The organism is Pajaroellobacter abortibovis, from assembly GCF_001931505.1.
In the GTDB taxonomy this organism is placed as follows: domain Bacteria; phylum Myxococcota_A; class Polyangia; order Polyangiales; family Polyangiaceae; genus Pajaroellobacter; species Pajaroellobacter abortibovis.
This window is the reverse complement of the sequence record NZ_CP016908.1, coordinates 737,626-750,128: the sequence shown is the minus strand read 5'-3', so window position 1 is coordinate 750,128 and position 12,503 is coordinate 737,626. Positions and strand designations below refer to the sequence as shown.

Below are 12,503 nucleotides of genomic sequence, written 5' to 3'. Positions count from 1 at the left end.
GAGCTTTTTAGACGGAGTGTCGGTTGTACCAAAATTCGGAGACTTCAGGAGTTCTCGAGAAGCGCTCGCGCTGTATGATGCGTAAAAGCAGCTGATTCTGGATTGTGGTATGCTCGAATATTGTAAACGTAGCACCATAGTCAGCACCATCACTAGTAGGCTTTATATAGGTAGCAACTCTATAGAGATCGAGCAGTTGTGTTGTTAACTGTCAGGTTTCCCCCTTGATACCTCGTCCTTCGGCAAAGTGTAGTCGAGGATGGCAACTCTATCCGATCATTCAGAGGATCCCTGAGCTAAAGAATTGCCATGTCATATGCCGTAGATTTAATAACCTCACCCATGTTCTTGAGGGTCGAATCACGCGTTACAAACTCATTGGAAGGGATATAGAACATATTTTCTATGAGCGCAGCCTCTATTCCACCAACCCCCATGTCCATGTAAATGTCAGCGAGCTCGATTTCCCTTGATTGAGATTTTAATGAAGTTATGAGTCCTATCTTTTGGATCAACAGGCTTGCTCATCTTAAACACTGGAGAGGCAGTGATCCGCTGTGACTACAACGTAGCGCCACATATAGACGGCCGTGCATGTATGCAGGAGACGTTGCCTTTTTTTCCCATCTTCGATACAGTGCAAGCACACGGTGGAAGAAGCAAGACTACCAAGAGAAGGGCTACATTGCCACCCGTAATCGAATTCACTTTCAATTCATCTCCAGATAAAGAAGAACAAACTGCCAACAATAAGCAAAACAATACAGAAGATCTTGTTAAAACGGACCTCCTCCCTATAAGAGAGCTAAAAATAGTCTGTTCGAGATGTACATGTTGAATTTTAAAATAAATCCTTGCAAGAGACTTTTTTGTTTCATCATCCTATCTAATCCATATTATTTTTAGATCTAAAAATATAGTCTTTTATTTTAATTCAGCAAATGCTGACGCACAGAAAGAGACACCCCCACACTTACAGTGGAATTAAAAAAAAGATATGCATCAATCAAATCATGCAAAAAACATTGAAAATTGATTTAAAAATCAACTCACGACAATGTTTATCGGATTCATTTATTTTAAAATTCAAAATGTATATCTCGAAATGAATTCTCAACGCATGATTCGATCCCCAAGAGCATGGAGGAGCTTTTAAGTCTACGGCGAAGGATAACGCTCTTGGATAAGCAGGTCGTTATCCAAGGATAGATTGATCACACCATACAAAGGGAGCTATCCAGACGATCTAGACCAGCTGTTCAGCGAGGTGCATGGCCAGGACCATCCCACGGGGGTCTGCTGACCCCTTGCCTGCTCGGTCGTAGGCAGTTCCGTGATCAACGCTGGTCCGTATGATAGGAAGGCCTAAAGAAACATTGACAGCCTCTCCAAAATTGACCAATTTCAAGGGAATTGTCGCTTGATCGTGATACATCGCGACGACCCCGCTATAATCCCCTTGCACTGCCAGTCGGAAAGCTACTTCCGAAGGGATAGGACCGATTACTTCCCCACGGATCTGAGCTTCCTCTAAACGGATGCACGCAGCATGGATACCTTCCCGAATCCGCTGTTCTTCGCCATGCCCCAGCAGTCCGTCCTCACCTGCGTGTGGATTCAATCCAGACACAGCGATCCGTCCCATGGTGCGATCCTCATGGAGGCAAGCCAAAAAGAGTCCAAGGTAATAGATCGTGCGTTCCACTTGCTCAGAAGTGACCGCGCGAGGCACGTCTATCAATGGCAGATGAGTCGTGACCAGCGCTGTAACCAACCGCTCCGTCCAAAAGGCCATCACCACATCGAGGGCCCCTAGTCGCTGCTTGAGATACTCCGTATGGCCTCGGAATAGATCCCCCCTTTTTTGAGAGGAGGCGATCCAATACTTACTTACAGGCCCTGTCACGAGAGCGTCAGCCACCCCCTGAGCAACCAGATCGCACGCAGTATCAATCCAAGTTAGCTGAGCAGCACCTGCAGCAGAAGAAGGGACTCCTGGCTCGCATTCGTTCCACTCGAGTGAAGAGGTAGGCTGGAAAACGGCATGAGTCCCTTCTTGGAGTGCCCACGCCTCCTCGGGAGACTGTACACGAATGAGTCGTGCGGAATCGATCGGGTACAGAGAGGCGGTACGCCTAAGGACAAACTCATCGCCAACCAGGAGAGATGGAAATGGTCGTTTAAAAGCCGCAAGAAGGCTAACCTCTGGCCCAATACCACAAGGGCATCCGATACTGATAGCTAGCCGCGCTCTGTCCATCTCTTCACAAACTCACCCAATCTGAGTTCCCCCTACTGTAATTGAAGAAATTTTGACAGTAGGACATCCTAATCCGACAGGAACGCTCTGTCCATCCTTACCGCATGTCCAAATCCCGTCAGACAACTTGAAATCATGACCAAGCATGGTGACTTTCCGCAAGACTTCAGGCCCGTTTCCGATCAAGTTAACCCCCTTGAGAGGGACTGTGATCTTTCCGTCCTCCACTAAATAGCTTTCGGTCAAGGAGAAAACGAAATCCCCATTGGTGATATCCACTTGCCCCCCACCGAATTTTTTAGCGTATACCCCTCTTTTAACGCTTCGAATGATCTCCTCAGGATCATGGGGCCCTGGCTCCAGAATTGTATTTGTCATCCTGGGGAGAGGGACGGAAGCGAAGCTTTCCCGCCGTCCATGGCCACTCGCTTGGACGTTAAAATAAGCTGCACTGATCCGGTCATGTAAATAATTGACCAATTGACCATCTCGGATCAACACGGTCCGATGAGGGGTATTCCCTTCATCATCCACATTGAGACTTCCCCTGGTCTGAGCAAATGTCGCATCATCAACTACCGTACAGAGAGGACTAGCCACCTGCTGCCCCATTTGGCCTGAATAGTTGCTTGTGCCCTTTCGGTTGAAGTCAGCTTCCAGCCCGTGTCCTATCGCTTCATGGAGGAGGATCCCGCTATCTCCTGGAGCAAGGACCACTTCCATCTGACCAGCAGGAGCCTCGCGAGCATCCAGCATCACAATCGCTTGCTTGACAGCCTCTTCCGCATAAGCCTGAGGAGTTTTCACTGAGAAATAATCGAGGTTGATGCGTCCTCCACCCCCTGAAGAGGCCTCTTGCCTCTTGCCTCGATCTTCCGCAACTACCCGAAGACCAAAGCGAACGAGAGGCTGCGTGTCCTCGACTTTCTTTCCATCTGACGTAAAAACTAAAATTTCTCTCAACTCCTCAGCGAGGCTGACTTCTGCCTTAATAACACGTCGATCGAAGGCATGAGCGCCAGCTGCGGCTTGCTCAAGCAACTTGCGTTTTTCAGCAGTGCTGCTATCGAGCGTCACCTGTGAAAGCGAATAGCGGGTGGGCATTTCATCCCCTCGATGGAAATGAAAAGCAGCTTGCCTTCCGCCTCCTGAAGCGATCTGAGCGGCCGTCTGAGCGGCTCCAACCATTGCTTTCCAATCGAATCGTTCCACATAAGCGTACCCCGTTGCATCCCCTTGAAGTACACGGACACCAAGCCCCATCGATACTCCGCGAGATAAATTTTTAAGAAAACACTCATCAAATACAAAGCTACCTGCTACACGGTACTCAAAGAAAAGATCAGCGTAGTCGCCCCCTTTCGAGAGAGCAATTTGAATTAACCGCTGAGCGAGGACCTCATCAATGGCATAATCACCCCCTTGAGAAAAAGGGGCTTTGTACAATATAGAGTGAGTTATCATGATCACCGGAAACTACATCGAATTCTCTTGAACGTCGAGATCGTTCTCAATCTACCAAGAAGATTCGCTTCATTTTCATTCATCCTAGACTATACAGAGATCCTTCCTTTTCAGGACGCGTGCAAATGGACCGCGCAAGAACATTAAAACAAGCCAAGGCATTTGTAGCTAATCAAAAATATGAAAAAGCGACTCTAGAATACCAAAAGCTCCTCCAGGAGACCCCGGAGGATACCTATATCCTCCTCAAGCTGGGCGATCTTCATATCAAATTGGGTCATTATGCTCACGCTCTATCGCTCTATGCTCGAGCAGGACAATTGTACGTATCTGAAGGTATAATACCTAAAGCGATTGCAGTTTACCAACAAATGAGTCAAATAATTACAAAGTACCTACCCCAAGAGAAGGAGCAATATCTTCATGTGTGCTCTGCTCTTGCGAGGTTGTACCGACAAACAGGGCAAACGAAGGAAGCCATCCATTTTCTTCAGGAACTTGCCAATTACTGGACGAATGATCAGAAAATAGAAAAAGCGTTACCTTTTTATCGAGAACTCGCCGCGTTGGACCCTTCGAATCCTTTCTCTCATCTTAGACTTGCCGAAGCGCTTCATCCGCTGAACAAAGTGGATGAAATCGTGGGGCATCTCGCTCAAGCAACCTCTCTCTTTCTGGAGGCAGGCCAACAAGAAGAAGCGCTCCAGGTCATCGAACGCCTCCTTCTTTATAAACCAGAGCCCTTCTACGCCCGCACAGCCGCTTCCCTCTACCTCGCAAGAGGAAGGCAAGACGATACCCTGCTTGCGATCTTCAAACTCCAAATTTGCTTACAAGCTTACCCCTCTGACCTTCCAGCCTTGCAATTGTTGGTGGAAGCTTTTGATCGCATCGGTCACAACGAAAAAGCGCTCGCCGTACAAAAAGAAATGGTTCGAATCGCTCAGGAACAAAAAAATGATGAGCTCCATCAAGCTCTCCTCGCCAACCTCAAGCAACAAGCCCCACACGACCAAAATGTCCAACGCTTGATCAGCAACCTCGATGGAACTTCTCAAGCATCCAAAGCACAAGTCCCCTCTCCTCCCCCCATTCCTTCCGTCTCTGTCTCCTCCAAACCTCCGAAAACCCAAACCCCACTACCCATTCCCCTTCCCTCCTCCACACAACCCTACTTTAAAATCGAAGAAACGCTTGATCAGCTGGATTCTCTGATCGCTTCAGGCTTACTCAAGGAAGCAAAAGACCTTGCCGACAGCTCGTTTCTCCAGTGGCCTAACCACCCCCTCCTCCTCGAGCGCCTCCATGAAATCGAGACTACCCAAAACTAAGTTCTTATCTGTAATATTAAATCATGCGGGAGAATCACTCTAAAGGCACAGGAAATCTTCCTACATTAATCTATTCATATCATAGAAAGAACTACCTTTTCTTTATTTAATCTAAAAAAAATTAAAAATGAACTTCTAAAAGTTCCATTTGTTCATTAAATTCAATAATCAAATCCTTCTCTTTGATCAAATGAATAAACCTCAATTCCCAGGACAAACAACAGATTTTCTTAGATTATACATTTCCCAAATTACTTGACCTGATTCGGGTCGCAAAGCACACTCAATACTTTTATTTTTTAATTTTCTGCCACAAATTCATTTTATCTTATTTGGATCTTTCTCAAGCTCAAGAAGACACAAAAGTTTATCTTCTATTTTTTTCGATAATATCTATTAATTTCTTTATAAGAATTGATTTCCTCAATAATACACAGATAATATCCATTTATCCTTATCACCTCTGATTCATGGAGCATCTTTTTTCTCACGTATTTCCCTTCCAACTTGCAATATGATTAAGAATAGGCCAATAAAAACCATCATGCGCCAAACGCATCAATTGATCAACTCCAACTGCCCAATGATGATCATAATTTCCCTCCAACTCATAAATTTAAAACACACTTTTCCATCTTCTTTCTGAATAATTATATTACCGCATATATATAAAAATCATGTTTTACTGATCATATAAGCCAGTTCAAAAAAAAGAATGCTTAAATTGTTTTCTCAATGGCTCGTTTTCTTAAAACGTAACGTATAGTAATTAATCCAAGATTCATACCTAAGTAGGCCTTCCTTCCATATACTTTTTCCTCTATTAACACCTTTGACAATCCTCACTTGTGGAGCATTAATCTCAATCATCTTCATTTTTAGAAGAACAAGATAAGAAAATCTGTTTTTTATCTCCACTTTTTACCTCATAATGCTTGTTAATCCTAGACTCCATTCTTCCAATGGATATTTTAAATTTAATGATATTTTAAAAACAAATTTAGGTATTTAGGTCAAAAATAATAATAGGATGCTACATCATAGATCTCACCAATTTTAGCCTCACTTTCATCATCGGCAATCGTGCAATTATACACCAATATTTTCTGTATACCACATATGCCTTGCTTCCAGCCAGAATAGACAGATAGACACAGATAAGAGTCACTTTCTGTCAATGGATCCAGCTACACATCGCTCGAACAAGCTACTTACAACTCATTTTCCCACCTATCCTGATTTATATGTCATCACCGAAGAAAAAATGGTGGATTAAAATAAAGGGAAAAGTTTAGAAGAGAAATAAACTAGAAATAGTTTTAAAGACGACTGAAGGCAAAAAGAATCCACAAGCTCGCAAATGTTATGAGCTGATGATATCAGTTTTGATGAAGGTATGAGGCTACTACAGGTGAATTCCAGGGGTCATCTCTTCAGTGTCAATAGGCCGTTGTTCTACACCTAACACTCCTTCCCATCGTGCAACGACGACAGAGGCTAGGGCGTTTCCAATCACGTTGGTCGCAGCGCGCGCCATGTCCATAACCCCATCCACTGCAAGGAGCATGGCTACGCCAGCCTCCCCAGGAAGATGGAAGCTATCGCATGTCGCCGCAATGATCACCAGTGTCGCTCTCGGAATACCTGCTACTCCTTTCGAAGTTAATACGAAAGTCAGCATGATCATGATCTGCTGTGTGATTGTCATGTTGACATGAGCGGCTTGGGCAATAGTCAACGTAGCCAATACCAAGTAGAGCGTAGACCCATCCAGATTAAAGGAATACCCTGTTGGAATGACAAAGCCAGCTACTCTAGATGGCACTCCAAACCGAACAATTTCTTCAAGCAATTTGGGGAGCGCCGTTTCGCTGCTCGCTGTAGAAAAAGCGGTCAGCGCAGGCTCACGGATAACTCGAAAAAATGAACGCACAGGAACTTTAATAAGGAAGAGGATAGGAATAAATACAATGATTACAAGAGCCGCCAAAGAGAAGTAAAGGCTCCCCACTAGCAACGCATAGCACCCCAGAAGTTGGGAAACAGCTGACCACCCCTTAATCAAAACCCCATCTTCTAAGTGTCCTGCAGCCATACTGCTAACACTGGACGCCATCGCGCCAAACACACCAATAGGGGTAAGTTTCATGATGATGTCCGTATACTTAAACATAATTTGGGCAACGCCTCGGAAGAACACCAGGACGGGACGTCCGCGTTCTCCTACTTTTGTCAGGGCAATACCAAACAGTGTGGCAAAAACAACAACTGGCAGAATATCTCCGTCTGCAGCATGTTTGACAAGGTTCGAAGGGAACGCATGCATCACAATCTCCCAACCCGAAAGGGGACGTGAAGCAGACATGCCAACTCGTGCATTCAGATCGATCGGAAGCCCCTCCCCAGGCTTCAATAAATTACCGATCACGAGTCCAATCACCAGAGCGATTGAAGTGACAATTTCAAAATAAAGAAGCGCTTTGGCCCCCATACGCCCCACCGCCTTCACATCCCCCGTCTGAGCAATTCCGACAATAATCGTCGAAATGAGAAGAGGGACAATCAGACCTTTAATGAGACTCAAGAAAATCTTGGAGCAGAAGAAGAAGCAATCAAAAAGTATGGGATAGGAATCTTTCGGGAATGAGCCTCCCAATACAATCCCAAGGAAGAGCCCAATCAGAATTAAATTTCCACTCGATCGATACCAGCGGGTTGATAAAGAGTTTGCCACTTGTCTTTCCTTTAAGCTATAATTATCATGGAATGGTTGCCCAGTCGATCGAATAGAGTCGATCGGATTCATTCCTCAGCAGAGGAAAAAGGAGAGGGTGCTTACTCATGAACGGACGGAGTCGCGAGCAAGCAGCTGGCGAAGGGCATAGAGCAAAATGCCTCCGTGCTTGTAGTAAAGGATTTCCTGAGGTGTATCAATACGAACATCAACCTGGAATTCACGCACCTCATTTCCCACTCCTTCCCTACGTGCTCTGATGATCACTTGACGTCCATGGGAGGAAGCACCATCCAACACTTCCTTAAGACCATCCACACTGTACAATTCCTCTCCTGTCAAGTCTAATGAAGAAAAGTTTTCACCCGCCTTAAATTGGAGCGGAAGAATCCCCATTCCAACTAGATTGCTCCGATGGATCCGCTCATAGCTCTCTGCAATGACAAACCGCACTCCCAGCAAATGAGGACCCTTTGCAGCCCAATCCCGTGAAGAACCCGATCCATATTCTTTGCCAGCAATGATCAGAAGGGGAGTACTGGTTTCTGCATAGCGCATCGCTGCATCATAGATGGAAAGGACTTCTCCTGTAGGGAGATAACGAGTCATCCCTCCCTCAACTCCAGGAACCAACTGATTGCGCAACCTCACGTTTGCGAAAGTACCTCGGACCATCACTTCGTGATTTCCTCGCCGAGAGCCGTAGGAATTAAAGTCCTGTGGCTCCACTCCCTGTTGCTGGAGGTATCTGCCTGCTGGACTAGTTGATTTAATGGAGCCTGCGGGAGAAATGTGATCCGTGGTAATACAATCCCCGAGGACGACCAAGACGCGTGCCCCCTGGATAGAACGAACAGGATCCGGATCAGCACTCATCTTTGCAAAATAAGGGGGATGTCTTACATATGTAGAGCTTCCGTTCCATTCAAAAAGATCTCCCGAAGGAATGGACAATTCATTCCAGCGCTGATCCCCTTCAATCACATGTGCATATACCTTTTTAAAACTGGAGGAATGGAATCCTTGACGGATATGATGTTCAATTTCCTCTGGTGTTGGCCAGATCTCTTTCAGGAAAACTGCTTTGCCTTGTTCATCCTTACCAATCGGCTCCTGCGTCAGATCGAGATCGACTCTTCCAGCTAGAGCATAAGCCACTACAAGAGGCGGGGAAGCCAAATAATTAAGACGGACCTCCGGATGGATTCTCCCTTCAAAATTCCGGTTTCCACTCAGCACGGCAGCCACCACGCTATCCTGTTCATGAATGCATCGAGAAACACCTAAACTGAGAGGTCCACTATTACCTATACAAGTGGTACAACCATACCCCACTAAATAGAATCCGAGCTTTTCAAGAGCAGGAGTAAGCCCCATCGCATTCAAATAATTCGTCACAACCTGAGACCCTGGCGCAAGGCTTGTCTTCACCCATGGCTTCGTCCGCAACCCCCGCTCCACAGCTTTCTTCGCTAAGATGCCAGCCCCTATCATAACAGAAGGATTTGAAGTATTCGTACAGCTCGTAATCGCTGCAATCACTACAGCCCCATCTGGGAGTTTGAGGATTGGCTCCTGTGAAGGTTGGCCCTCATCTCGAATAAGAGAGCGAACTTCTTGCTTTGGGGGAGGGACCGGTTGTACAGAAGCAGACGCTTTTGAACGTTGCGACAGATCCCTCATGAAATAGGTAAACGAACGAGCGACTTCACCAAGAGGAACCCTATCCTGAGGACGGGTAGGCCCTGCAAGGCTAGCTTCCACCGCACCCAGTTCCAACTCAAACACATCTGAATAAACAACTGGAGATGTGTGCTTTGTCTGGAAGAGGCCTTGTTCTTTCGAATAAGCTTCCACTAACCGCACCAGCTGTGGAGGGCGTCCAGAAAATTCGAGATACCGGAGCGTTTCTTGATCGATCGGGAACAGACCACAGGTCGCCCCATACTCAGGCGCCATATTCGCAACAGTGGCCCGATCGGCTACAGACAAAGAAGAAAGACCTTCCCCAAAAAATTCAATAAACTTACCCACTACCCCTTTCTGACGGAGCTTTTGGGTCAACGTCAGGACGAGATCTGTCGCCGTGGTCCCAAGAGGGAGGGAGCCTGTCAGCTTCACGCCAACGACCTGAGGAAGTAACATGGACACAGGTTGCCCCAACATGGCAGCTTCTGCTTCAATCCCTCCAACTCCCCACCCCAAGATCCCCAGTCCATTGATCATCGTGGTATGAGAATCTGTACCAAGCAGGGTGTCAGGGTAGGCAAAAGGGATTGTCCCCACCCTATGTTTTGTAAAAACAACCCGAGCAAGATGTTCCAAATTCACTTGATGGACAATCCCCATACCAGGGGGAACAACCTGAAAGTTCTGGAAAGCGAGCTGCCCCCATTTCAAGAAATGATACCGCTCCTGATTGCGCCTGAACTCCAGTTCAGAATTTATTTGAAAGGACTCAGATGTGCCAAAATCATCGACCTGCACTGAGTGATCAACAATCAACTCTGCAGGTTGTATTGGATTGATACGCGTAGGGTCACCCCCCATCTTGTGCATCGCAGTGCGCATGGCTGCCAGATCGACAAGAACAGGAACACCACTGAAATCCTGTAAGATGACACGGCTTGGAGTAAACGCCACTTCAACATGAGGCTCTGAATAAGGACTCCATCGCGCAACAGATTCAATATGAGCAGGTGTCACAGCCAACCCATCCTCCATACGCAACAAATTTTCAAGAAGGATTTTAAGAGAAAAAGGGAGCCGCTGAATGTCTGGATAAAGCTTTTCAACAGAGGAAAGCCTGTAAATCGCATAAGTCTCTTCTCCCACATGAAGGACACTTTCACTTCCTAGACTATTCGCTGACATCTTCCTTTCCTCTCTTTTTTCGAATCGGTTCACCAACACAGAGACTTACCACCCTCTGTATCGCTCTCGCTCATCCTTTTCTCCCCCGAAACTTAATTAAACATATTTGAATGAAAAAAAGAAACACATGGGAAGCCTTGTCCACACCTCTATATAAAATACTAACAATCATTAAGAAATAGAGAAAACACTGGGCATCCCTGTTACCACGATATGAAAAAGAATCGCTACCATTACCGACTCATCTCACGAAAACATTGCATTTTATCCAATCATAATTCTATCGCAGTGCTTTTCTAAAGGAGTCTTTTTTGTCTTACATGTAAGAAAAATCCCCACCTTATTCTCTATTTCTATTTATCAAACTAGGCATCAAACTGCAGTATCAATGCGTAGGGATAAACCCCACCAACCAATCATATGACTTTTTGATCATATCTTTGACTCATTTGTCATAGTTAATGACTGAAGAAAGTCAGCAAACTACCCCTGGACACACCCATCTAGCTAAAAAAAGCAAGCTGGCCCACTTCTTGCTTCATGTATGTTGAATTAAACCAATCAATTGGTTCATTTCTCGCTTAATTTTTCTTTTTTTCATTATTTCCTTTCCTTTTCACTTACTTAAAACTAATTTTTCTTACCTTATAAGAGAAACGGTCAGGGCTTGGAAAAGCCTGGGCTTTTTTTTAATGCCCGTAAGAATGACTAGGCGCTTTTCTAATAAAAAGATGCGATGATTCTTCTCTAAGAAGAGAACTGCAACAAGGAATGTTGCTCTAGGTTCCTTCTTTCGCCTCTTGACCACCTCAACCATTTATTGTGAGATACAATTGACTTTGGCACTACTACAACAGGAGAAAGCTTCTGGGCTCTCAAAAATCTAGAAAGTGAGCCAACAAAAAGCTCAGGATACTCCTTATGAGGATGATGCCCACAGTCAGGGAAACGCACCAAAGAAACCCCAGGCACCTGCTTCACCAATTCAACCGCATGATGAAAAGGGACAATTGGATCTTTTTCACCCCAAAACACAATAAGGGGCGGGCATTGCGTAGCTTGATGCAACTGATTCCATAAACTTTTTGTCTGTCCTCGCCAATTCACAACACCTTTAATGGTACGACTCACAGCCGCAGCAGAGCCTGGCATGGAATTCATCCAACGCACAAAAGACTTCTCTTCTTTTGTGAGTGGGCACTTGAGCCATTTCGATGCCCATATCGTACCGATCCCCAACGCAGAATCTCCTAGTTTTTCGAGGAGATTAATCGCAGCCACCATGCGAATGGTAGCTGCAACTTCCTGCCCTATCCCCCCTGGAGAGATCAATCCCAGACGGCGAACTGAATTACGTTTTTTACCTTTAAGAGAAAGAAATTGAGCAATTCCACCACCATAAGAATGTCCAACCATATCCACATCAATCAATTGAAGAGCATCCATCCACTCCTCAATTGCAGCAGCATGCCACTCCACCGTATAGGACCCACGAGGCCTCGAGGAAAGGCCATGACCTAACAAATCCGGCATCAGGACACACCGATCCCGCGCCAGAAAATGGGCCACTCGACTCCACGTGCGGTGAGAATCGGCAAGGCCATGAAGAAGAACAAGAGGCCTACCCTTCCCGATCTCAACCCAATGAATATCACCTTCCCGTACAGCGATCGAGGAGTGTCGTTCATTCATTCTGAAGCGTATTCTCCATCCAAAAAAAGAAGGTTTTCCCTACTGAGTTTCTACCTTCACAGCCATATCCTAACCTAATAATCCACATCATTTAACATAGCCTTCATTTTAGCTTAAAAACTTCCTTTCATCACTTTAAACTTCATCT

General features: G+C 45.6%; 6 protein-coding genes. 1 reads left to right on the top strand and 5 read right to left on the bottom strand.

Annotation, left to right across the window (positions count from 1 at the left end):
* Nucleotides 1-1,246 precede the first annotated feature (1,246 nt).
* Together pdxA and BCY86_RS03765 are read right to left on the bottom strand one after the other, a co-directional pair.
* On the bottom strand, nucleotides 1,247-2,260 hold the full coding sequence (gene pdxA / locus BCY86_RS03770; RefSeq protein WP_075276524.1) for a 4-hydroxythreonine-4-phosphate dehydrogenase PdxA: 1,014 nt from the start codon (nucleotides 2,258-2,260) through the stop codon (nucleotides 1,247-1,249).
* Nucleotides 2,261-2,272: 12 nt separating this feature from the next.
* Nucleotides 2,273-3,724 carry a TldD/PmbA family protein gene (locus tag BCY86_RS03765; protein WP_245776263.1) on the bottom strand — a complete coding sequence of 484 codons (1,452 nt, stop codon included), beginning with the start codon at nucleotides 3,722-3,724 and terminating at the stop codon, nucleotides 2,273-2,275.
* Between the two features lie 125 nt (nucleotides 3,725-3,849).
* On the opposite strand from BCY86_RS03765, the gene BCY86_RS03760 reads away from it, so the two are divergent.
* A complete protein-coding gene (locus tag BCY86_RS03760; RefSeq protein ID WP_075276523.1) occupies nucleotides 3,850-5,055 on the top strand; it encodes a tetratricopeptide repeat protein in 1,206 nt (401 codons plus the stop codon).
* A 1,405-nt stretch (nucleotides 5,056-6,460) separates the two neighbouring features.
* On the opposite strand, the gene BCY86_RS03750 is transcribed toward BCY86_RS03760, so the two are convergent.
* The 3 genes from BCY86_RS03750 to BCY86_RS03740 all read right to left on the bottom strand — a co-directional run bounded on the left by BCY86_RS03750 (nucleotide 6,461) and on the right by BCY86_RS03740 (nucleotide 12,355).
* The gene (locus tag BCY86_RS03750) at nucleotides 6,461-7,789 is read right to left on the bottom strand and encodes a dicarboxylate/amino acid:cation symporter (RefSeq protein WP_075276521.1); all 1,329 of its coding nucleotides are present in this window, start codon (nucleotides 7,787-7,789) and stop codon (nucleotides 6,461-6,463) included.
* A gap of 105 nt (nucleotides 7,790-7,894) precedes the next feature.
* Nucleotides 7,895-10,663: an aconitate hydratase AcnA gene (acnA, locus tag BCY86_RS03745; protein WP_075276520.1), complete on the bottom strand. Its 2,769-nt coding sequence runs from the start codon at nucleotides 10,661-10,663 to the stop codon at nucleotides 7,895-7,897.
* A 747-nt stretch (nucleotides 10,664-11,410) separates the two neighbouring features.
* Nucleotides 11,411-12,355: an alpha/beta fold hydrolase gene (locus BCY86_RS03740; RefSeq protein ID WP_075276519.1), complete on the bottom strand. Its 945-nt coding sequence runs from the start codon at nucleotides 12,353-12,355 to the stop codon at nucleotides 11,411-11,413.
* Between the last annotated feature and the right edge of the window lie 148 nt (nucleotides 12,356-12,503).

Excerpts from the sequence above, each read along its gene's own strand:
- BCY86_RS03760 (WP_075276523.1), top strand. The coding sequence starts at position 3,850 with ATGGACCGCGCAAGAACATTAAAACAAGCCAAGGCATTTGTAGCTAAT.
- BCY86_RS03765 (WP_245776263.1), bottom strand. The coding sequence starts at position 3,724 with ATGATAACTCACTCTATATTGTACAAAGCCCCTTTTTCTCAAGGGGGT.
- BCY86_RS03740 (WP_075276519.1), bottom strand. The coding sequence starts at position 12,355 with ATGAATGAACGACACTCCTCGATCGCTGTACGGGAAGGTGATATTCAT.
- pdxA (WP_075276524.1), bottom strand. The coding sequence starts at position 2,260 with ATGGACAGAGCGCGGCTAGCTATCAGTATCGGATGCCCTTGTGGTATT.
- acnA (WP_075276520.1), bottom strand. The coding sequence starts at position 10,663 with ATGTCAGCGAATAGTCTAGGAAGTGAAAGTGTCCTTCATGTGGGAGAA.